The sequence below is a fragment of the Streptomyces sp. NPDC057280 genome (assembly GCF_042668605.1).
Classification (GTDB): domain Bacteria; phylum Actinomycetota; class Actinomycetes; order Streptomycetales; family Streptomycetaceae; genus Streptomyces.
The window spans coordinates 1,204,988-1,226,966 of sequence record NZ_JBHUYR010000002.1 but is presented as its reverse complement, the minus strand read 5'-3'; the positions used below and the strand labels follow the sequence as shown (position 1 = coordinate 1,226,966).

Genomic DNA, 21,979 nt, shown 5'->3' with positions numbered 1-21,979 from the left:
CAAAAGCGGGAGCCCGGACGCTCCTGACGGAGTGTCCGGGCTCTCGTTGAGCTCAGGCCGTGCTACTGGGTGCGGTTCTCACCGCGGTAGTACTCGAAGACCCAGCCCCACAGGCCGACCAGGATCAGCGGCGCGGAGAAGTACATCAGCCACCAGCCGATCGCGATCGACAGGAAGGCGAGCGCGCCACCGATCGCCAGGGACAGCGGCTGCCAGCTGTGCGGGCTGAAGAACCCGACCTCGCCGGCGTCGTCCGCGACGTCCGCCTCCTTGTTGTCCTGCGCGCCCGCGTCGACCCGCCGGGCCGTGAAGCCCAGGTAGAAGCCGACCATGATGCACAGGCCGAAGGCCAGGAAGAGGGCCGTGGTACCGGCCGGCTCCTTCGACCACACGCCATAGACGACCGCCATGGCGAGGACGAAGACGCTCAGCCACATGAACATCTTGCCCTGGATCTTCACTTGCCGGCCTCCTTGCCACCAGCGAGCGCCTTCTCACCGTGAGGCGCGTTCTCGAGCTGGTCGAGAGCGGCGATCTCCGGGTGGTGCAGGTCGAACGCCGGGGATTCGCTGCGGATACGGGGCAGGGTGAGGAAGTTGTGCCGCGGCGGCGGGCAGGACGTCGCCCACTCGAGCGAACGGCCGTAGCCCCACGGGTCGTCGACGCCGACCGGCTTGCCGTACTTGGCCGTCTTCCACACGTTGTAGAGGAACGGCAGGATCGACGCGCCGAGCACGAACGAGCTGATCGTCGAGATCGTGTTCAGGGCCGTGAAGCCGTCGGCCGCCAGGTAGTCGGCGTAACGCCGCGGCATGCCCTCCGCGCCCAGCCAGTGCTGGACGAGGAACGTGCCGTGGAAGCCGATGAACAGCGTCCAGAACGTGATCTTGCCGAGGCGCTCGTCGAGCATCTTGCCGGTCATCTTCGGCCACCAGAAGTGGAAGCCGGAGAACATCGCGAAGACGACGGTGCCGAAGACGACGTAGTGGAAGTGCGCCACCACGAAGTACGAGTCGGACACGTGGAAGTCCATCGGCGGCGAGGCCAGGATGACACCGGTCAGACCACCGAAGGTGAAGGTGATGAGGAAGCCGGTGGCCCAGAGCATCGGTGTCTCGAAGGACAGCGAGCCCTTCCACATCGTGCCGATCCAGTTGAAGAACTTCACGCCGGTCGGAACGGCGATGAGGAACGTCATGAAGGAGAAGAACGGCAGCAGCACACCGCCGGTGACGTACATGTGGTGGGCCCACACCGTCACCGACAGGCCGGCGATCGCGATCGTGGCGCCGATCAGACCCATGTAGCCGAACATCGGCTTGCGGGAGAAGACCGGGATGACCTCGGAGATGATGCCGAAGAACGGCAGCGCGATGATGTACACCTCTGGATGGCCGAAGAACCAGAAGAGGTGTTGCCACAGCAGGGCCCCGCCGTTGGCGGCGTCGAAGACGTGGGCGCCGAACTTGCGGTCCGCCTCCAGGGCGAACAGCGCGGCCGCGAGGACCGGGAAGGCGAGCAGGACCAGGACGGCGGTCAGCAGCACGTTCCACACGAAGATCGGCATGCGGAACATGGTCATGCCCGGCGCGCGCATGCAGATGATGGTGGTGATGAAGTTGACCGAGCCGAGGATGGTGCCGAAGCCGGAGAAGGCCAGACCCATGATCCACATGTCGGCGCCGACGCCCGGGCTGCGGACGGCGTCGGAGAGCGGGCTGTAGGCGAACCAGCCGAAGTCGGCCGCGCCCTGCGGGGTGAGGAAGCCGCCGACCGCGATGAGCGAGCCGAACAGGTACAGCCAGTAGGCGAACATGTTCAGGCGGGGGAAGGCGACGTCGGGGGCGCCGATCTGGAGCGGCATGATCCAGTTCGCGAAGCCGGCGAACAGCGGCGTCGCGAACATCAGCAGCATGATCGTGCCGTGCATCGTGAACGCCTGGTTGAACTGCTCGTTCGACATGATCTGCAGACCAGGCCGGGCGAGCTCGGCGCGCATGAGCAGCGCCATCACGCCACCGATGCAGAAGAACGCGAACGACGTGACGAGGTACAGCGTCCCGATCGTCTTGTGGTCAGTGGTGGTGAGCCACTTGATCACGACGTTGCCGGGCTGCTTGCGCCGGACCGGCAGCTCGTCTGAGTAGTGTCCCTCAGCTGCCGCGGCACCCTGGGGTTCGTTGAGGATGCTCACAGGTTGTTCGTCTCCCGGTTCTTCTCGTGGGCGGTCTGCTCGATGCCCGCGGGAACGTAACCGGTCTGCCCCTTCTTGGCGAGGTCCTTGAGGTGCTGCTCGTAGCGCTCGGGGGAGACGACCTTCACGTTGAACAGCATCCGGGAGTGGTCGACGCCGCAGAGCTCGGCGCACTTGCCCAGGAAGGTGCCCTCCTTGTTGGGGGTCACCTGGAAGGAGTTGGTGTGGCCCGGGATGACGTCCTGCTTCATGAGGAACGGCACCACCCAGAAGGAGTGGATGACGTCACGCGAGGTGAGCACGAAGCGGACCGTCTTGCCCTTGGGCAGCCACAGCGTGGGACCCGGGTTGTTGGTCTGCGGGTTCCGCGTGCCGGGCGTACCGACGTCGTAGACACCGCCGGCGTTCGCCGGGAAGTCCTTCTTGAACCGGTCCGGAATGGCGTCCAGGTTCTTGTCGGTCTTCGCGTCGCCGGTGGAACCGTCGACGTTCTCGATGTAGTTGAAGCCCCAGCTCCACTGGAAGCCGACCACGTTCACAGTGACGTCGGGCTTCTTGTCGAGGCTGAGGAGCTTCGACTCGTCGCGGGCCGTGAAGTAGAACAGCACCGAGACGATGATGAGCGGGACCACGGTGTACAGCGCCTCGATGGGCATGTTGTACCGGGTCTGCGGAGGAACTTCGACCTTCGTGCGGCTGCGCCGGTGGAAGAAAGCACTCCACAGGATCAGGCCCCACACCAGCACGCCGGTGGCCAGCGCGGCAGCCCAGGAGCCCTGCCACAGGGAGAGGATCCGCGGAGCCTCTTCCGTGGTCGGGGTGGGCATACCAAGGCGGGGGAAGTCCTTGTATGTGCAACCGGTGGCGGTCGCCAGGACCAGGCCCGCGGTCATTGCCTGCAGCAGCTTCCGCCGCATCGGGCGCCGCGGCGAGCGGTCGGAGCCGTTGGGACTCACGTAGCGCCTTCCCGAGAGTCTCGCCCGCGCGTGTTGGCTGCGGCCTGCCTTACTCGGTGGTCGGTCGCCGCCCTGCGTCGGGCAGGGGTTTGGATGTTTATGCGGACCAAACCCTAGCCGACGCGTTCTGGGGGTTCGCGGGGAGGGGTGCCTAGTGGGCGGGGTGGTTCGCTGGATTGGCGGCTGCGGGTTGGTTTGGGCTGATCGCGCAGTTCCCCGCGCCCCTGGGGGGTTAGCGTTGCCGTGTGTCTTATTTCGACGCGGCATCCAGTGTTCCGCTCCATTCCGTAGCCCGTCAGGCGCTGTTGGCCTCCCTGGACGAGGGGTGGGCTGACCCTTCGCGGTTGTACCGGGAAGGGCGTAGGGCCCGGATGTTGCTCGATGCCGCCCGGGAGGCCGCTGCCGAGGCTGTCGGGTGCCGGACGGACGAACTGCGCTTCACCCCTTCAGGGACTCATGCCGTACACAGCGGCATCGCGGGCGCCTTGGCCGGGCGGCGGCGCGTGGGACGTCACCTGATCGTGTCAGCCGTTGAACATTCCTCCGTGCTCCATTCGGCCGAACTGCACGAGAAAGAGGGCGGTTCGGTCACCCAGGTGACGGTCGACCGCGGGGGGCGGGTCGCTCCCTCCGGCTACGCCGACGCGCTCCGTCCGGACACCGCGCTCGCCTGTCTCCAGTCCGCCAACCATGAGGTGGGGACCGAGCAGCCCGTGGCCGAGGTGGCCGAGCTGTGTCGGGCGGCCGGGGTGCCCTTGCTGGTGGACGCGGCGCAGTCGTTGGCCTGGGGGGCGGTCGAGGGGCCCTGGTCGCTTCTCGCGGGCAGTGCGCACAAATGGGGTGGGCCCGCCGGAGTCGGGCTGCTGGTCGTCCGGAAGGGGGTGCGGTTCGCCGCTCAGGGGCCGGTGGACGAGAGGGGCTACGGCTTCGAGAACCTTCCCGCGATCGTCGCGGCGGCGGCCTCGCTGCGGGCCGTGCGGGCCGACGCGGCTCAAGAGGCGGTACGGCTGCGGGAGCTGACGGAGCGGATCCGGGCGCGGGTGCCTCAGCTCGTCGCGGATGTGGAGGTGGTCGGCGATCCGGAGCGGCGGCTGCCGGGGATCGTCACCTTCTCCTGTCTCTATGTCGACGGGGAGACCTTGCTGCACGAGCTGGACCGGGAGGGGTTCTCCGTTTCCTCCGGTTCGTCCTGTACGAGCAGCACGCTGACGCCCAGCCATGTGCTGAAGGCGATGGGGGTGCTGAGTGAGGGGAATGTGCGGGTCTCGTTGCCGGCGGGGACCGCGGCCGAGGACGTGGAGCGGTTTCTCGCCGTGCTGCCGGGGGTGGTGAACGGCGTACGGGAGAAGCTGGGCGCGCCCACGCCGACCGCGGTGGTGCACGAGGACGAGCTGCTCGTCGACGCCCTCGGCAAGCGCTGCCCGATCCCGGTCATCGAACTGGCCAAGGTCATCGGCGAGGTGCCGGTGGGCGGGCTCGTGCGGGTGCTGTCGGACGACGAGGCGGCCCGTCTCGACATCCCGGCGTGGTGCGAGATGCGGGAGCAGGAGTACGTGGGTGAGGAGCCGGCGGACCAGGGAACTGCCTACCTCGTCCGCCGGACCTCCTAAGGCCTTACGCCAGGTGCTTCTGGACCTCGGCCGCGGCCTCGTCGCCGTACGCCTTGGTGAAGCGCTCCATGAAGTGGCCGCGGCGCAGCTGGTACTCCTGGGTGCCTACGGTCTCGATGACGAGGGTCGCCAGCATGCAGCCCACCTGGGCCGCCCGCTCCAGCGAGACACCCCAGACCAGGCCCGACAGGAACCCGGCACGGAAGGCGTCACCGACGCCGGTCGGGTCGGCCTTGCGGTCCTCCTCCGGGCAGCCGACGACGACCGGCTCCTCGCCGGCCTTCTCGATCCGGACGCCCCGCGCGCCGAGGGTGGTCACCCGGTGGCCGACCTTGGCGAGGATCTCCTCGTCGCTCCAGCCGGTCTTGGACTCGATGAGGCCCTTCTCGTACTCGTTGGAGAAGAGGTACGTGGCACCCTCCAGCAGGACCCGGATCTCGTCGCCGTTCATGCGGGCGATCTGCTGGGAGAAGTCGGCGGCGAAGGGGATGGCACGGGAGCGGCACTCCTCCGTGTGGCGGAGCATCGCCTCCGGGTCGTCGGCGCCGATGAGGACCAGGTCGAGGCCGCCGACGCGGTCGCCGACGGTCTTGAGCTCGATGAGGCGGGCCTCGCTCATCGCACCGGTGTAGAAGGAGCCGATCTGGTTGTGGTCGGCGTCGGTGGTGCAGACGAACCGGGCGGTGTGCAGGGTCTCGGAGATACGGACCGAGGCGGTGTCGACGCCGTGGCGGTCCAGCCACGCCCGGTACTCGTCGAAGTCGAAGCCTGCGGCGCCGACCAGGATCGGCTCGGTGCCCAGCTGCCCCATGCCGAACGCGATGTTCGCGCCGACGCCGCCGCGGCGGACGTCGAGGTTGTCGACCAGGAAGGAGAGCGAGACCGTGTGCAACTGGTCCGCGACCAACTGGTCGGCGAAGCGGCCGGGGAAGGTCATGAGGTGGTCGGTGGCGATGGAGCCGGTGACTGCGATGCGCACGGCGTGGACTCTCCTGTGGGGAGAAACTGGATTGACAGTTCACGCTACCCGGTCCGCGCGGGGCTCTGAAGCCGCCAAAACTACCCGATAGTAGATCTTTCTTCGCAGGCGTCGGCGTGCATACGGTGCCGTTATGACGAACCTCAAGGCCCCCGCCCCCGCTCCGGCCGACCTCGACGGCGACCTGGCGTCGCTGCGCGGTGACTGCGCCCGGATGGTCCCGCACTGGGCCGCCCCCGACCGGGTCGCCTCCCTCCCGGTCTCCCCCTCCCTCATCCACGGGGTGAAGGTGCCGACGAAGTCCGCCCGGCTGCTGGACGCGATGTCGGACTACGGAGACTGAGCCCGGCGCTCTGAAGGGAACCGCGCGCTCCCCCGCTGCGTCCCATCGCTGTCCCCCGTAAAGGGGATGCGGGATACGACCCCACCGGCTCACCGTTTTGACAGGGCCGGGTCAGGGTCACAGGGACAGCTGCGCGGCCGAAGGAGCGAATGCGGTGAACACCGAGCGACCCGACAACGACGACGCCGAGGTCGTCGACAGGGACACGGGCGCCGATGAGGCTGCCGAGGAGGCCGGCGAGACCTCTGAAGCGGTCGCCGAGGAGACTGGCGAGGGTTCTGAGGCGGTCACGGAGGAGACCGGCGAGGGTTCTGAGGCGGTCACGGGTGAGACCGGCGAGGGCTCCGAGTCGGTCGCCGAGGAGGCCGGCGAAGTCGCGGAGGCCGCTGCCGAGGCCACGGAGTCGACGGAGTCGGATGCCGAGGAGGCCGCCGGCGATCCTCATGAGCCGGTCGTCGCGGCCACGGCGGATCGGGACGACACCGAGCACCCCACCCGGCGCCGCTCCCCCGTGCTCATCGCCTCCGTCGCCGCCGCCGTGCTGCTCGTCGGCGGGGGCGGGGCGTATCTCGCCACCGGCGCCGCGAGCGGCTCGGGCGACGGTGGCACGACGTCCGGGGCGCCCGGCGACGACACTCCCCCGCCGCTGCATCTGGACGGCTACACCGACGGCGGCGGCACCGGCGGTATCGCACCCGGTGAGCCGAACCCGTACGGCGTGACCTACGAGGCCGCCGGCACGCTCCCCGACGGCCCCGACTCCGCGCCCGTGTACCGGGCGACCGGCGAGGTCACCAAGGACGAGGTGGCCCGGCTGGCCGAGGCGCTCGGGGTGAGCGGGACGCCGGTCCTGGAGGGGAAGGCCTGGAAGGTCGGCGGGCAGGACGCCGCCGGGCCGAGTCTCCAGGTCAACCAGTTCGCGCCGGGAACCTGGACCTTCCACCGGTACGCGCCCGGCACCGACGACTGCAAGAGCGAGACGGTGTGCGCGAGCGACCCCGCCGCCCCGGCCGACGACCCGGTGAGCGAGGACGTCGCCGAGAAGGCGGCGGCACCGGTCCTGAAGGCGGTCGGGCAGGACGACGCGAAGATCGACGCGAGCCAGGTCATGGGCGCCCAGCGGGTGGTGAACGCCGATCCGGTGGTGGGCGGGCTGCCGACGCACGGCTGGACGACCGGCGTCGTGGTCAACGTGCAGGGCGAGGTGGTCGGCGGCAGCGGGCAGCTGAAGGCGCCGGTGAAGGGGGACACGTACCCCGTCGTGGGTGCGGAGAAGGCGCTGGAGCTGATGAACGCGCGGCCCGCGGCCGACCATCGGATGGGGATCGGCGGCTGCGCCAGTCCCGTACCGCTGAAGGACCGGCTCGAGGCGCCCTGCGGGGCCTCGTCCGGCACGCCCGGTACGCCGAAGCAGGACACCATCACCGTCGAGAAGGCCGTGTTCGGTCTCGCCGCGCAGTATGTGGACGCTCGGCAGACGCTGGTGCCGTCCTGGCTGTTCGAGGTGAAGGCGGCGGGGGCGCAGGACGCGTTCACGGTGACGTATCCGGCGGTCGACCCGAAGTACATCGCCGCGGCGACACCGTCCGCGGAGCCGAGCGGTGAGCCGACCGCTCCACCGAGCCCGCGCCCGACCGGACCGGGTTCCGACGAGCCGACCGCGGCGCCGGCCACGAAGGACGTGCAGGTGGACGGCTACACGGCCGACGGCAACGAACTCACGGTGAGCTTCAAGGGGGGTGTCTGCGCCGACTACAAGGCGGCCGCGGTCGAGGGCCCGGACCAGGTGACCGTCACGGTGACCGAGACACCCTGGCCCGACAAGGTCTGCATCATGATCGCCAAGGTGTACCACCAGAGCGTGCGGCTGGACGCGCCGCTGGGTGACCGGAAGGTCGTCGGCTCGGGCGGCGAGCAGATCCCGCTGGAGAAGGCGGGGGCCCGGCTCCCGGGGACGTCCGGGGCACGGTAGATCCGAAGTCCCGGAGAACAGCTGAAGGCGGCGGCCCTGTCGGAGGGGGCCGCCGCCTTCGCGTTGTTCGGTTCTTCAGCCGTGGGGCTTAGCTGAAGGAGTCGCCGCAGGCGCAGGAGCCCGTCGCGTTCGGGTTGTCGATCGTGAAGCCCTGCTTCTCGATGGTGTCGACGAAGTCGATGGACGCGCCGCCCAGGTACGGGGCGCTCATGCGGTCGGTGACGACCTTCACGCCGTCGAAGTCCTTGACGACGTCACCGTCGAGCGAGCGCTCGTCGAAGAAGAGCTGGTAGCGCAGGCCGGAGCAGCCACCGGGCTGGACGGCGACACGCAGGGCCAGGTCGTCACGGCCTTCCTGGTCGAGCAGGGCCTTGACCTTCGCCGCGGCGGCGTCGGACAGGATGATGCCGTCGGTGACGGTGCTGGTCTCGTCCGATACGGACATCTACATCTCTCCCGGGTTGTACGGAGACTGCTTGCCGACTGGTGCAACCGGCAAGGCCGCGGATTCATTCCGGGCCGGGCGCCGTTTTTCCGGCGTCCTCTTCATGCTCGCACACCTGACAGGCGGCGGAAAATGCCGCGTCGGGATTCATGTCACATCGACGCAATGACCATCGTCAAAGTGACGTGAACCGGGTTATGATAGATAACGTCAGAACGACGAAAAGTAGAAAGGGTGCGTGTCGTGACCACCGCCCAGACCCAGGAGCTCGACGTACAGCCGACGCCCCTCGCCCTGCTGCTCCTCGGCCGTGAGGCCGACCCGAAGAGCGAGCGGGGTGTGGAGTGCCCCGGCGACCTGCCCTCGCCGTCCGACCCGGACCTGGTGGAGCGTGCCCGCGCGGCCAAGGAGAAGCTCGGGGACAAGGTCTTCGTCCTCGGCCACCACTACCAGCGCGACGAGGTCATCCAGTTCGCCGACGTCACGGGCGACTCCTTCAAGCTGGCCCGGGACGCGGCCGCGCGCCCGGAGGCCGAGTACATCGTGTTCTGCGGTGTGCACTTCATGGCGGAGTCGGCGGACATCCTGACGAGCGACGACCAGAAGGTCGTGCTGCCCGACCTCGCGGCCGGGTGCTCGATGGCCGACATGGCCACCGCCGAGCAGGTCGCCGAGTGCTGGGACGTGCTGACCGAGGCGGGCATAGCCGAGCAGGTCGTGCCGGTGTCGTACATGAACTCCTCGGCCGACATCAAGGCGTTCACCGGCAAGCACGGCGGTCTGATCTGCACCTCGTCGAACGCCAAGCGGGCGCTGGACTGGGCCTTCGAGCAGGGCGACAAGGTGCTCTTCCTGCCCGACCAGCACCTCGGCCGCAACACCGCCGTCCGGGACCTGGGCATGTCCCTGGAGGACTGTGTCGTCTACAACCCGCACAAGCCGAACGGCGGCCTGACCGCCGAGCAGCTGCGGGACGCGAAGATGATCCTGTGGCGCGGCCACTGCTCGGTGCACGGCCGGTTCTCGCTCGACTCCGTCAACGACGTGCGCGAGCGCATCCCGGGTGTCAACGTCCTGGTCCACCCCGAGTGCAAGCACGAGGTCGTGGCGGCGGCGGACTACGTCGGTTCGACCGAGTACATCATCAAGGCGCTGGAGGCGGCCCCGGCCGGTTCCAAGTGGGCCATCGGCACCGAGCTGAACCTCGTACGCCGGCTCGCCAACCGGTTCGCGCCCGAGGGCAAGGAGATCGTCTTCCTCGACAAGACGGTCTGCTTCTGCTCGACCATGAACCGCATCGACCTGCCCCACCTGGTGTGGACCCTGGAGTCGCTCGCCGAGGGCAAGCTCGTCAACCGCATCGAGGTCGACAAGGAGACCGAGACGTTCGCGAAGCTCGCGCTGGAGCGGATGCTGGCGCTGCCGTAACCCCCGGTGATCACCCCGAGGAGGAGTCCTCCTCGGGGTCTGAGGGGTCTGAGGGGTCGAGGCCGAAGACCGTGCCGTCCGGGGTGACGGCGACCAGCGCGCCGCCGTACAGCAGCACCTGGGCCTTGGTCGTGCCGCTGTCGGAGATCTTCTGGGCGTGGGGGCCCGTCTCCCACAGGTTCTCGCCGGTGCGGGCGTCGAGCGCGGCCACCCGGCCGCTGGGGCTGGCCACGAAGACGGTCCGGGTCTCGGGGTCGTACGTGGGCGGGCCCGAGTTCTCCACGATGGTGCTCGTCTGCCACGACGGTCTGCCGGTCAGCGGGTTCACGGCGGACACCCGGCCGTCGACCTCGGTGATCCACAGAGTGCCGCCCGCCAGGGCCGTGGAGCCCGTGTAGGTCTTCGTCAGCTTGATCGTGGTGCGCTTGCCGGTGTCCGGTTCGATCAGCAGGACCTCGCTGAAGGTCGCGTCCTCCAGAGCGTCCGGGCCGCTGCGGTTCGCGGGCAGCACCGCCAGCAGGCCCTCCACCGTGCCGGCCACACCGCTGTCGTACGGCGTCTCGATGCGCTTGACCACCGAGCCGTCGGACCGGTCCAGGCGCAGGAGCTGCGCGTCGGTGCCGCCCCGTTGCGGGAAGCAGTGCTCGTACAGGGCGGTGCCGACCGTCAGGAACGCGCAGTTGCTGCCGGACGGCAGCTCGCTGGTCCAGCGGTCCAGGCCGGTGCGCGGGTCGCGGGCCGTGACGATCCTGCCGCCGGGGTCGACGGTCAGGACGATCCCGCGATCCATGATCAGCTGGGCGTTCTGGTCGTTCACCTCGCGCCGCCACAGCTCGTCGCCGCGCTGCACGTCGAGGGCGATGACATGGACCGTGGCCCGTGAGGAGTCCACGCCGGCCACGGACTGCCGGATCAGCACCGCGCCGTCGTGCACACCGAGGATCGAGGCGTCGTAGGTCTCCTTCGTGCTGCCGGTCTTCGTGGTGCCGGTCTTCGTGGTGCCCGTCGAGGCCAGGGAGGCGCGCCAGAGTGTCTTGCCGGTGCGCGCGTCCAGACGCTCGGGGAGCACTTGGGCGCCGGCGCAGTAGACGGCGTCGTCGCTGCGCAGGCAGGAGGCGTCGCCGACCGCACCGCCCGCCGTGCCGAGCGGCTGGATCTCGCCCCAGCGCGCCGGCTCGGTCACCGTGGTCCGCCAGGGCTGCCAGCCGTCGGGCGGCGCCGCCCACCGGGAACCCGGGTCGTCGCTCTCCGCCGGCGCGTGGTCCGCGGCCCCGAACTGCGCGTACCCGAGCGCCCCCAGGACCAGTGCGCCGACCGCGCCGGCCGCCACCAGCAGGGGGCGGAGCCTGCGCCGGCGACGCCCGCTCGTCGTCGCGGCGGCCGAGCCGGTCCCGCCGTACGTCTCCTCGACGGTGCGCAGATCGCCCAGGCTCAGGGTCGTGGTGTCCGGGTCCAGGAGGTCCGGCTCGGGCAGGGCCTCGGCGAACTCCTTGGCCAGGACGTCCAGTGGGGGCCGTTCGGCGGGGTTCTTGACCAGGCAGCGCTCCAGGACCGCGCGCAACTGCTCGGGGACGCCGTCCAGTCCGGGTGGCTCGTGGACGACCCGGAACGCGGTCAGGTACGGGCTGTCGGCGTCGAAGGGGCCGCGGCCGGTGGCCGAGAAGACGAGGAGCGCGGCGAGTGAGAAGACGTCCGAGGCGGGGCCGACCGTCCGGGCGTCGGTGAACTGCTCCGGGGACATGAACGGCGGGGTGCCGATCATCTGGCCGGTCTCGGTGAGGGTCTGGTGGTTCTCGGCGGCGCGGGAGATACCGAAGTCGATGACGCGGGGGCCGTCCTCGGCCATCAGGACGTTGGCGGGCTTGAGGTCGCGGTGGACCACTCCGGCGCGGTGGATGTCCTGGAGCGCCTCCACCAACCCCAGGGCCAGCCGCCGCAGTTGGGGTCCCTTGAGGGCGCCGTGGTCGCGGATGCGTTCGGCGAGGGAGCTGCCCGGGACGTACTGGGTCGCCATCCAGGGCCGTACCGCCTCCGGGTCGGCGTCCACCACGGGTGCGGTGAAGGCGCCGCTGACCTTGCGGACGGCCTCGATCTCCTGGCGGAAGCGGGCGCGGAAGACCTTGTCCTCCGCGTACTGGGCGTGCACCACCTTGACGGCGACGTCCCGGCCCGAGCGCGATCTGCCCCAGTAGACGACGCCCATGCCGCCGGAGCCGAGCCGGTCGACCAGCTTGTACCCGCCGACCGACTTCGGGTCGTCCTTGTGCAGTGGCACGACCGCATACCCCTTCCTGCGCACGGCAGTTCGAGGCCACAGAATACGCACGGGAACAGCGAGGGCGGCCGGTCGCCCGGCCGCCCTCCTACGGGACGCTCACACTCCCGCGGGTTCCGGCTGGGCCGGTGCCTCCGCCTTCTTCTCCCGCTTCAGGGCCCGCTTCTTCGCGCGGCGCTCCTTGCGGAGCTCCAGCATCGTGTAGAGCGTCGGGACCAGGAGCAGGGTCAGCAGGGTCGAGGTGATCAGACCGCCGATCACGACGACGGCCAGCGGCTGGGCGATGAAGCCGCCCTCGCCGGTGACCCCGAGGGCCATCGGGAGCAGGGCGAAGATCGTCGCCAGGGCCGTCATCAGGATCGGGCGGAGCCGGTGGCGGCCGCCCTCGATGACGGCGTCGACCGTGGCATAGCCCTGCCTGCGGTACTGGTTGATGAGGTCGATCAGCACGATCGCGTTCGTCACCACGATGCCGATGAGCATCAGCATGCCGATCATCGCGGGGACGCCCATCGGGGTACCGGTGAGGATCAGCAGGCCGATCGCGCCCGTCGCCGCGAACGGGATGGAGACGAGGAGGATCAGCGGCTGGACCAGTGACCGGAACGTCGCCACCAGCAGCATGAAGACGATCGCGATCGCCGCGAGCATCGCCAGGCCCAGGTTCTTGAACGCGCTGTCCTGGTCGGAGGTGACACCGCCGATCTCGGCCGTGGCGCCCGCCGGGAGCTTCAGCGCGTCGAGCTTGGACGTGAGGTCCTGGCTCACCGCGCCCGTGTTGTCGCCGGTCGGCTTGGCGGTGATGGTCGCCGCGCGCTGACCGTCGATCCGGGTCATCGACACCGGGCCGTCCACCAGCTTCACCGTGGCGATGTCACCCAGCTTCACCGGGCCCAGCTTCAGGTTCCGCAGCTCGTCCAGCGTCCGCGCGGGCTTCGCCGACCGGATGACGACATCGCGCTCGGTGTCGTCGAGGATCGCCTTGGCGGCGGTGGTGCCCTTGACCGCCTGGGCGACGGCCTGGCCGAGCGTCTGGTCGTTGAAACCGGCCGCGGCCGCCTTGGAGTTGGCCTTCACCGAGATGCGCGGGACGCTCTCGGCGAGGTTGCTGGTGACGTCGGTGACGTCGTCCAACCCGGCCACGGTCTTGCGCACTTCCTCGGACGCCTCGCGCAGGACGTTCGCGTCGGCCGCCTTCACGACGACGCTCAGGTCCTGGCTGCCGAAGCCGTCGCCGGCCGCGATGGTCGTCGTACCGATGCCGTCGAGCTTCTTCAGTCCGGCCTCGATGCTGTCCTGGACGTCGTCGGAGGAGGCCGAGTCGTCCAGCATCACCGAGTAGGAGGCCTGGTTGGTGTCGGTGCCGCCGCCGAAGGCGGCCATGAAGCCGGACGAGCCGATGGTGACCTGGTAGTCCTTGACGCCCTCGGTGTCGGCGAGCAGCTTCTCGACCTTCTTCGCCTGCTCGTCGGTCGCGGCCAGGCTGGTGCCGGGCTTCAGCTCCTGCTTGACGGTGAGGACCTCCTGCTCGCCCTGGTCGAAGAAGTTCGTCTTCAGCAGCCCGGACATGCCGAACGTGCCGATGAGGATGACGACCGCGATCAGCACGCTGGTCAGGCGGCGCCGGGTCGCGAACCGCAGGACGGGGACGTAGAGCCGCTGGAGCCTGCTCCTCGCCTCCTTCTCCTCGGCGAGGCGGCGGGCCTCCTCCGCGTCCTCGGGGGTGTTCTTCGGGGCGCGCAGGAACCAGTACGACAGGACGGGGACGACCGTCAGCGAGACCACGAGGGACGCGAGCAGCGCGGCCGTCACCGTCAGGCTGAAGGAGCCGAACAGCTCGCCCACCATGCCGCCGACCAGGCCGATCGGCAGGAACACGGCGACCGTGGTGAGGGTGGAGGAGGTGACCGCGCCGGCGACCTCGCGGACCGCCTTGAGGATGGCGTCCTGGCGTTCCTCGCCGTAGCCGAGATGGCGCTTGATGTTCTCCAGGACCACGATCGAGTCGTCGACGACCCGGCCGATGGCGATGGTCAGCGCGCCCAGCGTGAGCATGTTCAGGGACAGGTCGCGCGTCCACAGGACGATCAGCGCCAGCACCACCGACAGCGGGATGGACACCGCCGTGACGAGGGTGGAGCGGACGGACGCCAGGAAGACCAGGATGACGAGCACCGCGAAGAGCAGGCCGAGCGCGCCCTCGGTGGTCAGGCCCTCGATGGCCTTGGCGACCGCCGGTCCCTGGTCGGAGACGACGGTGATCTCGGAGCCGCTTCCGAGGTCCTTGCGCAGGGCGGGCAGCTTGTCCTCGACGGCGTCGGAGATGGAGACCGCGCTGCCGTCCTTGTCCATGGTGACCATGACGGCGAGGCTGGGCTTGCCGTCGGTGCGGGTGATCGAGTCGGCGGCGGCCTCCTCCTGCTTGACGGCGGCCACCTCACCGAGGCGCACGGGCTTGCTTCCGGGCGTACCGGTGACCATCAGGTCCTGGATCTGCGCGACCGAGGTGAAGCCGCCGCCGACCTGGACGGTGCGGTTCGCGCCGTCCTCGTCGAAGGAACCGGCCGGGACGGTCGCGCCGCCCGCCTGGAGGGCCTGGGCGAGGGCGGCCGAGGTGAGACCGGCCTTCGCGAGCTTGGCGTCGTCCGGGGTGACGGTGACCTGGAGGTCGCGGACGCCGTCGACGGTGACCTGGCCGACGCCGTCGATCGACTTCAGCTCCGGCACGACCGTCTTGTCGAGCTGGTCGGCGAGGGCCTGCTGGTCCTTGCCGGAGGTGACGGCGAGGACGACGGTCGGCATGTCGTCCGTGGAACCGGCGATGACCTGCGGGTCCACGGAGTCCGGGAGCTGGACGCGGGCCCGGTTGACGGCCTGCTGGACGTCGGCGACGAGCTGCTTGGTGTCGGGGCCGTAGTCGAAGGACGCCATGATCACGACGTTGCCCTCACTGGCCGTCGAGGTGACGCCCTCGATGCCGTCGACGGCTTCGAGGCTGTCCTCGATGGGCTCGACGACCTGCTTCTCGACGACGTCCGGGGAAGCGCCCTGGTAAGGGGCCAGCACGGACACCATGGGCAGCTCGATGGAGGGCAGCAGCTGCTGCTTGAGCTGGGGGATCGCGATCGCGCCGAAGGCGAGCGCGATGATCGACATCAGGCCTATCAGGGCACGCTGGGCGAGGCTGAACTTCGACAGCCAGGACATGGGTCAGGGATCTCAATTCTGTGAGCGGCAGAAGTGGCCCCTACACCCTGTGTCCTGTGGGACGGGTGTTTCGTAGCCCCCAGGTCCATTTCCTTATCCGGCGCATACTCCGGCCGCAGTACGCCGGGGTGGAGTTCACTCCACCCTCGGACGTACCAGCCCCGATTCGTAGGCGATCACCACCAGCTGCGCCCGGTCCCGCGCGCCCAGTTTCGCCATGGCCCGGTTGACGTGCGTCTTCACGGTCAGCGGGCTGACCTCCAGCCGCTCGGCGATCTCGTCGTTGGAATGCCCGCCGGCGACCTGGACGAGCACCTCGCGCTCCCGCACGGTCAGTGCCTCCAGGCGGGCGGTGCGGGCGGGGTCGGCACTCTCGTCGGCGCCGTCGCCCTGGGCGAGGAAGCGGGCGATGAGGCCCTTGGTGGCGGCCGGGGACAGCAGCGCCTCGCCGCCGGCCGCGATCCGGATCGCGCTGAGCAGTTCCTCGGGCTCGCTGCCCTTGCCGAGGAAGCCGGAGGCGCCGGCCCGCAGCGACTGCACCACGTAGTCGTCGACTTCGAACGTCGTCAGGATGACGACACGGACCTGGGCGAGGGACGGGTCCTCGCTGATCATGCGGGTGGCGGCGAGGCCGTCGGTGCCGGGCATCCGGATGTCCATCAGCACGACGTCGGCCCGCTCCTCCTTGGCCAGCCGCACCGCCTCCGCCCCGTCGGAGGCCTCCCCCACGACCTCCATGTCGGGCTCGGAGTCGACGAGCACCCGGAAGGCGCTGCGCAGCAGGGCCTGGTCGTCGGCGAGCAGGACGCGGATGGTCATACGGGGTCCTCTGCGGCAGGGGGTTCGGTTGCGGCGAGACGCCGGATCGCGGCGGGGGTCCCGGTCGCGGCGGAAAGCTCGGTGCTACGACAACTGCCGCGGGGTGTGCCTGAGTTCCGCGGGTCGGTCATACGGGGTCGGCGGCGTCGCGGCCGCGGGTCTTGACGGGCAGGATCGCATGGACCCGGAAGCCGCCGCCGTAACGGGGACCGGTGGTGAGGGTGCCGCGCAGGGCGGTGACGCGCTCGCGCATGCCGAGCAGCCCGTGCCCGCCGCCGTCCGCCGGGTCGTCGCCGTCGCCGGCGCCGTTGTCGAGGACGGTGATCTCGATGTTCGGTCCCACGCGGACGACGCTGACCTCGGCCTTGGCCTCGCCGCCCGCGTGCTTCTGGACGTTGGTGAGGGCTTCCTGGATGACCCGGTAGGCGGCCAGGTCCACGGCGGCGGGCAGGACGGTGCCGGCGTCGGCGCGGGCGACCTCGACATGCAGCCCGGCGCTGCGGAAGGTGCCGACGAGTTCGTCGAGGCGGTCGAGGCCGGGAGCGGGCTCGGTCGGGGCCTCGGGGTCGCCGGACTGCCGGAGCAGGCCGACGGTGGCGCGGAGTTCGTTGAGCGCGGAGCGGCTGGCCTCGCGCACATGGGACAGCGCCTCCTTGGCCTGGTCGGGCCGCTTGTCCATGACGTGCGCGGCGACGCCCGCCTGGACGTTGACCAGGGCGATGTGGTGGGCGACGACGTCGTGCAGATCGCGGGCGATCCGCAGCCGCTCCTCGGCGACCCGGCGGCGGGCCTCCTCCTCGCGGGTGCGTTCCGCCTTCTCGGCGCGGTCCTGGATGGCCTGCACGAAGGCGCGGCGGCTGCGGACCGCGTCGCCCGCGGTGGCGCCGATGCCGGTCCAGGCGAAGATGCCGAGGTTCTCCTGGGCGTACCAGGGCAGCGGGCCGCCGAGCATGGCGGCGGCGGTGAGGACGGTCATCGTGAGCAGGCCGACCCGCCAGGTGGTGGGGCGGTCGGTGGTGGAGGCGACGGTGTAGAGGGCGATCACCGCGGACATGGCGACGGGGGCGCGGGGGTCGCCGGTGACGCACTCGACGATCGAGAAGGTGCCGGTGAGGGCGAGGACCGTGATGGGGGCGCGGCGGCGGAAGACGAGCGCGGCGGCGCTGAGGCCGATGAGGACGAGACTGAGCGGGTCCGGGGTGCGGATGCCCCAGGTGACTCCGTCGGGGCCGTGCGGGTCCACGAAGGAGCCGGCCACCATGCAGGCGAGGACGCCGATCGCGAGGAGGGCGTCCAGCGCCATGGGGTGCGCCTTCAGCTGGTGCCGGATGCGGTCGACGGTGCTCACGTCTGCCAAGGTACGGGTGCCGTGCCGGGGGCGGAACGGGGGCCACCTGTAGGTTTGCTGTCGCCTTGCCCGGCGTCGGTCGTGCCCGCACCGGGGGCTCCGCCCCCAGACCCCCGGCCTGTGCCCACCCGCCACCCGTTTACTGTCGGCTGAAAAGTGGCCCTCTAACCCGGGATCAGCCCGTCGTCGCTGAGCATCTCCCGGACCTCGTCCAGCGTCGCGTCCGGCGACGGGAGGATCAGGTCCGAGGGTTCCAGGGAGTCGTCCGGCACCGGCTCGCCGAGCTCCCTGACCTTGGCCAGGAGGGCGTCGAAGGTGCGGCGGAAGCCGGGGCCGTCGCCGTTCTCCATCTCGGCCAACAGCTCGTCGTCCAGCTTGTTCAGCTCGGTGAGGTGGCCGTCGGCCAGCCTCACCTGCCCCTCCCCCATGATCCGTACGATCATGTCGCCCTCCTAGGCGTGGGCCCCGCCGTCCGTCACTGCTTGTCGAAGCGCGGGGTGTCCTGCGGCTGCTGCTGGGACTGCGACTGGCTCGGGCCACCCTCGATGGCCTGCTGGGAGGAGGAGCCTCCGGCCAGCTCGGCCTTCATGCGCTGCAGTTCCAGCTCTACATCCGTACCACCGGAGAGCCGGTCCAGCTCGGCCTGGATGTCGTCCTTGTGCATGCCGGACTGGTCGTCGAGGGCGCCGGAGGCGAGGAGTTCGTCGATCGCGCCCGCGCGGGCCTGCAGCTGGGCGGTCTTGTCCTCGGCACGCTGGATGGCCATGCCGACGTCGCCCATCTCCTCGGAGATGCCGGAGAAGGCCTCGCCGATGCGGGTCTGGGCCTGGGCCGCGGTGTACGTGGCCTTGATGGTCTCCTTCTTCGTACGGAAGGCGTCGACCTTGGCCTGGAGCCGCTGGGCCGCCAGGGTGAGCTTCTCCTCCTCGCCCTGCAGCGTCGCGTGCTGGGTCTCCAGGTCCGTGACCTGCTGCTGGAGGGCGGCCCGGCGGGACAGCGCCTCGCGGGCGAGGTCCTCACGGCCGAGCGCGAGCGCCTTGCGGCCCTGGTCCTCCAGCTTGGAGGACTGCGACTGCAGCTGGTTGAGCTGGAGTTCCAGGCGCTTGCGGGACGTGGCCACGTCGGCCACCCCGCGGCGGACCTTCTGGAGCAGCTCCAGCTGCTTCTGGTACGAGTAATCGAGGGTTTCGCGCGGGTCCTCGGCCCGGTCAAGGGCCTTGTTCGCCTTCGCGCGGAAGATCATCCCCATACGCTTCATGACACCGCTCATGGGCTTCGCGCGCCCCCTTCTGACGGACTTCCAGCTCCAGCTCTGCGACAGAACCCACAGTACGGGCCCTGCATCCATTGACGCACTGTTCGGGGACGGATGCGCTCATCCCCAAGGACGACTGCCTCAGGCCTTGCTCCGGCGTGAGGAGTAGGTGACCTTCAGGGTGAGCGGTCGGCCACCGGACGTCCCCTCTGTCCCCCTGCATGACGACTGGTGTTGCCGGATCGTTCCCCACCGGGCTGGGGTCCAACCCCGGGCACCCCGTACCCTTGGGTTTTGTGTTCCGAAGCCGTGCCACCAAGGAAGAGAAGGCCACCGCCGCCCAGGCCCCGGTGACCGACTCCAAGCAGCCCCGCGATCCGCAGGCCCCCAAGGGTCGGCCCACTCCCAAGCGGAGTGAGGCCCAGTCCCAGCGCCGCAGCGTCGCCAACACGTCGATGACGCGCAAGGACGCCGCCAAGCGGCAGCGCGACGAGCGTCGTGCCGCGATGGAGAAGCAGCGCCAGGCGCTGGCCGGCGGTGACGAGCGGTATCTGCCCGCCCGTGACAAGGGCCCGGTCCGCAAGTTCGCGCGCGACACCATCGACTCGCGGTTCAACGTGGCGGAGTTCTTCCTGCCCATGGCCGTGATCATCCTCGTGCTGAGCATGGTGCAGGTGGGCGCGCTGCAGAGCATCGCGCTGCTGCTGTGGCTCGTCGTGATCGTGCTGATCGTGCTCGACTCGATCCTCACCGCCTTCCGCCTGAAGAAGCGGCTCGCCGAGCGCTTCCCGGACCACAACCGGAAGGGCGCGGTGGCCTACGCCCTCATGCGCTCCCTCCAGATGCGCCGGCTCCGGCTGCCCAAGCCGCAGGTCAAGCGCGGAGAGCGGCCCTGAGCACAACGCCGTTCACCGGGGGCGCGGAGGCCTGGCTGAACAAGCTGGGCGGACTGCGGGACGTCGTACGACAGGAGCTGGTGGCCCGGCAGCTCGACGAGCAGATAGCGGGACGTTTCCCGGTCGGGCAGCGGCTGCGCGTGCTCGACGTGGGCATGGGCCAGGGCACACAGGCGCTGCGGCTGGCCCGGGCCGGTCACCAGGTGACCGGCGTCGAGAAGGACGCGACGATGCTCGCCGCGGCCCGGGAGTCCCTGGCGGGTGAGCCGGAGGGCATCCGGGAGCGGGTGCGGCTGGTCCAGGGCGACGGCCGGGACACCGGGGTGCACTTCCTGCCCGGCAGCTTCGACGTGGTGCTGTGCCACGGCGTGCTGATGTACGTCGAGGAGCCGGACGCCCTGCTGGCGGGCCTCGGGCGGATGCTCGCGCCGGGCGGGCTGGTGTCGCTGCTGGTGCGCAACGCGGACGCGCTGGCCATGCGGCCGGGGCTGTCCGGTGACTGGGCGACGGCTCTCGCCTCCTTCGACACCGTCTCGTACACCAACCGTCTCGGCCTCGACGTACGCGCCGACCGGCTCGCCGCGCTGACCGCGACGCTCGCCGGGATCGGGGCGCCGCTCCAGGCCTGGTACGGCGTACGGGTGTTCACGGACACCGCGGTGGACGGGGCGGAGATCCCGGCCGACCTGGAGTCGCTGCTGGCGGCCGAGGAGCGGGCCGGGCGGACCGATCCGTACCGGGCGGTCGCGGCGCTGCTGCACCTGTGCGGGGTACGGGGCTGACGAAGCCCGTTCGGATGTACGGCGGCCGAGGCGCCCGTTCGGATGTACAGCGGCTCAGGCGCCCGTTCGGGTGTACAGCGCAAGCCGGACATTCACCCTGAAGTGAGACTCGGGGCATGGACGCTTACCGCCGCCGTGCCCTACGCCTTGTCACGCCCTTCGCCGCGCTCGCCTGTTCCGTCGCGCTGCTCGCCGGATGCTCCGGCTCCGGTTCCTCCGGTTCTTCCGGCGAGCGACAGGACCCCACCACCCAGGCCGCCGCCCCCGCCGTCGACAGCGATCTCCAGGACGACTACCAGCGGGTCATCAGGGAGGTCCTGCCGTCGGTCGTGCAGATCCAGGCCTCGGGTGACCTGGGCTCCGGGGTGGTCTACGACGACAAGGGACACATCGTCACCAACGCGCACGTCGTCGGCAACGACAAGACCTTCCAGGTGACCACCGCCAACAACGAGAACACCCTGTCGGCGAAGCTCGTCTACTCCTACCCGGAGCAGGACCTCGCCGTCATCAAGCTGGACAAGGTGCCGGGCGGGCTGAAGGCGGCGACGTTCGCGGACTCCTCGAAGGTCCAGGTCGGCCAGATCGTGCTGGCCATGGGCTCGCCGCTCGGACTGTCGTCCAGCGTGACGCAGGGCATCGTCTCGGCGACCGGGCGGACCGTCACCGAGGGCCGCTCGGACGGCGGTACGGGCGCGACGATCGGCAACATGGTGCAGACCTCCGCGGCCATCAACCCCGGCAACAGCGGCGGCGCGCTCGTCAACCTCGACGCGCAGGTCATCGGCATCCCGACGCTCGCCGCGACCGACCCCAACTTCGGCAACAGCGCGGCGCCCGGGATCGGGTTCGCCATCCCCGCGTCCATGGTGAAGACGGTCGCCGGCCAGATCGTCGCGAACGGCAAGGTCACCGACTCGGGCCGGGCCGCGCTCGGCATCACCGGGCGCACGGTCGTCGACGACAGCTTCCAGGCCGCGGGCGTGGCCGTCGTCGAGGTGAAGAGCCGCGGGGCCGCGGACAAGGCCGGCCTGGAGCCCGGCGACATCATCACCAAGCTGGGTGACACCGACATCACCACGATCACGTCCCTCTCCGAGGCGCTGGCGTCGGATGCGCCGGGTGACAAGACGTCGGTGACGTACACGCGGGACGGGGACGAGAAGACGGTGGAAGTGACGCTGGGCGAGCAGTGAGAAGGGGGGCGGCCCGAGCAGGCCGCCCCCCTTCTTTTTCCAGGTCCTACGCCTCCTCGGCGTGCAGGCTCATCGGACCGTAGATCTTGGTGTCGTCCTCGAAGAGGTGCACCTGATCCGCGCCGCCCTCGGCGAGGTCCTTCCAGTACTCACCGACCCAGGACTCGGCATCCCCCTGCGTGGTGAACTCCTCGGGCTGCACCGCGGGCTGGACCTCCGTCCCGTCGGCCTTCTCGAATCGCCACGTCCATGCCGCCATGTACGCCTCCCAGGT

At 70.0% G+C, this 21,979-nt stretch carries 19 protein-coding genes; 7 read left to right on the top strand and 12 right to left on the bottom strand.

All coding sequences use genetic code 11. The annotated features are described in order from the left end of the window. Positions 1-62 precede the first annotated feature (62 nt). Genes ACFUO4_RS16070 through coxB form a run of 3 tightly spaced genes read right to left on the bottom strand, consistent with a single transcriptional unit; the run spans position 63 to position 3,150 of the window. Positions 63-461 carry a cytochrome c oxidase subunit 4 gene (locus tag ACFUO4_RS16070; protein ID WP_079308716.1) on the bottom strand — a complete coding sequence of 133 codons (399 nt, stop codon included), beginning with the start codon at positions 459-461 and terminating at the stop codon, positions 63-65. Further along, positions 458-2,194, bottom strand: a complete 1,737-nt coding sequence (gene ctaD, locus ACFUO4_RS16065; protein ID WP_079308717.1) for a cytochrome c oxidase subunit I — start codon at positions 2,192-2,194, stop codon at positions 458-460. Before ctaD ends, ACFUO4_RS16070 begins: the two co-directional genes overlap by 4 nt. Continuing rightward, a complete protein-coding gene (gene coxB, locus ACFUO4_RS16060; protein ID WP_079308718.1) occupies positions 2,191-3,150 on the bottom strand; it encodes a cytochrome c oxidase subunit II in 960 nt (319 codons plus the stop codon). Before coxB ends, ctaD begins: the two co-directional genes overlap by 4 nt. Before the next feature lie 245 nt (positions 3,151-3,395). Between coxB and ACFUO4_RS16055 the strand changes: the two genes are divergently transcribed. Further along, positions 3,396-4,760, top strand: coding sequence for a cysteine desulfurase/sulfurtransferase TusA family protein (locus ACFUO4_RS16055; protein WP_383484725.1), 1,365 nt, complete (start codon positions 3,396-3,398; stop codon positions 4,758-4,760). 4 nt (positions 4,761-4,764) lie between these two features. Here ACFUO4_RS16055 and ACFUO4_RS16050 read toward each other — a convergent pair whose 3' ends face one another. Next, positions 4,765-5,739: a carbohydrate kinase family protein gene (locus ACFUO4_RS16050; protein WP_079308720.1), complete on the bottom strand. Its 975-nt coding sequence runs from the start codon at positions 5,737-5,739 to the stop codon at positions 4,765-4,767. A gap of 133 nt (positions 5,740-5,872) precedes the next feature. Between ACFUO4_RS16050 and ACFUO4_RS16045 the strand changes: the two genes are divergently transcribed. Together ACFUO4_RS16045 and ACFUO4_RS16040 are read left to right on the top strand one after the other, a co-directional pair. Beyond that, positions 5,873-6,082, top strand: coding sequence for a hypothetical protein (locus ACFUO4_RS16045; RefSeq protein ID WP_126271448.1), 210 nt, complete (start codon positions 5,873-5,875; stop codon positions 6,080-6,082). A 154-nt stretch (positions 6,083-6,236) separates the two neighbouring features. Next, the gene (locus ACFUO4_RS16040) at positions 6,237-8,054 is read left to right on the top strand and encodes a hypothetical protein (RefSeq protein ID WP_383484720.1); all 1,818 of its coding nucleotides are present in this window, start codon (positions 6,237-6,239) and stop codon (positions 8,052-8,054) included. A gap of 88 nt (positions 8,055-8,142) precedes the next feature. Here the strand turns inward: ACFUO4_RS16040 and ACFUO4_RS16035 are convergent, their stop codons facing one another. Next, positions 8,143-8,499 (bottom strand): iron-sulfur cluster assembly accessory protein, encoded by a 357-nt coding sequence (locus ACFUO4_RS16035; protein ID WP_030794551.1) that lies wholly within the window; start codon positions 8,497-8,499, stop codon positions 8,143-8,145. A gap of 243 nt (positions 8,500-8,742) precedes the next feature. Between ACFUO4_RS16035 and nadA the strand changes: the two genes are divergently transcribed. Further along, positions 8,743-9,927 (top strand): quinolinate synthase NadA, encoded by a 1,185-nt coding sequence (gene nadA, locus ACFUO4_RS16030; RefSeq protein ID WP_079308739.1) that lies wholly within the window; start codon positions 8,743-8,745, stop codon positions 9,925-9,927. Between the two features lie 10 nt (positions 9,928-9,937). Here nadA and ACFUO4_RS16025 read toward each other — a convergent pair whose 3' ends face one another. The 6 genes from ACFUO4_RS16025 to ACFUO4_RS16000 form a co-directional block, all read right to left on the bottom strand. Then, the gene (locus ACFUO4_RS16025) at positions 9,938-12,202 is read right to left on the bottom strand and encodes a PQQ-binding-like beta-propeller repeat protein (RefSeq protein ID WP_383484717.1); all 2,265 of its coding nucleotides are present in this window, start codon (positions 12,200-12,202) and stop codon (positions 9,938-9,940) included. A 99-nt stretch (positions 12,203-12,301) separates the two neighbouring features. Continuing rightward, entirely contained in the window at positions 12,302-15,409 is a 3,108-nt protein-coding gene (locus ACFUO4_RS16020; RefSeq protein ID WP_383484714.1) for an efflux RND transporter permease subunit, read from the bottom strand. A gap of 135 nt (positions 15,410-15,544) precedes the next feature. Further along, positions 15,545-16,228 carry a response regulator transcription factor gene (locus ACFUO4_RS16015; protein WP_079308723.1) on the bottom strand — a complete coding sequence of 228 codons (684 nt, stop codon included), beginning with the start codon at positions 16,226-16,228 and terminating at the stop codon, positions 15,545-15,547. A gap of 127 nt (positions 16,229-16,355) precedes the next feature. Beyond that, on the bottom strand, positions 16,356-17,576 hold the full coding sequence (locus tag ACFUO4_RS16010; RefSeq protein ID WP_383484711.1) for a sensor histidine kinase: 1,221 nt from the start codon (positions 17,574-17,576) through the stop codon (positions 16,356-16,358). A gap of 164 nt (positions 17,577-17,740) precedes the next feature. Continuing rightward, positions 17,741-18,019 (bottom strand): hypothetical protein, encoded by a 279-nt coding sequence (locus ACFUO4_RS16005; protein WP_079308724.1) that lies wholly within the window; start codon positions 18,017-18,019, stop codon positions 17,741-17,743. Positions 18,020-18,051: 32 nt separating this feature from the next. Next, positions 18,052-18,819 (bottom strand): PspA/IM30 family protein, encoded by a 768-nt coding sequence (locus ACFUO4_RS16000; RefSeq protein WP_383485727.1) that lies wholly within the window; start codon positions 18,817-18,819, stop codon positions 18,052-18,054. Positions 18,820-19,052: 233 nt separating this feature from the next. Here ACFUO4_RS16000 and ACFUO4_RS15995 point away from each other — a divergent pair, with 233 nt between their 5' ends. The 3 genes from ACFUO4_RS15995 (at position 19,053) to ACFUO4_RS15985 (ending at position 21,705) form a co-directional block, all read left to right on the top strand. Next, entirely contained in the window at positions 19,053-19,727 is a 675-nt protein-coding gene (locus ACFUO4_RS15995) for a DUF3043 domain-containing protein (RefSeq protein WP_079308726.1), read from the top strand. Positions 19,728-19,807: 80 nt separating this feature from the next. Next, a complete protein-coding gene (locus tag ACFUO4_RS15990; protein WP_079308727.1) occupies positions 19,808-20,509 on the top strand; it encodes a bifunctional 2-polyprenyl-6-hydroxyphenol methylase/3-demethylubiquinol 3-O-methyltransferase UbiG in 702 nt (233 codons plus the stop codon). A 116-nt stretch (positions 20,510-20,625) separates the two neighbouring features. Beyond that, entirely contained in the window at positions 20,626-21,705 is a 1,080-nt protein-coding gene (locus tag ACFUO4_RS15985) for a S1C family serine protease (protein WP_079308728.1), read from the top strand. A 46-nt stretch (positions 21,706-21,751) separates the two neighbouring features. Here the strand turns inward: ACFUO4_RS15985 and ACFUO4_RS15980 are convergent, their stop codons facing one another. Further along, positions 21,752-21,964 (bottom strand): hypothetical protein, encoded by a 213-nt coding sequence (locus ACFUO4_RS15980; RefSeq protein ID WP_079308729.1) that lies wholly within the window; start codon positions 21,962-21,964, stop codon positions 21,752-21,754. Positions 21,965-21,979 lie beyond the last annotated feature (15 nt).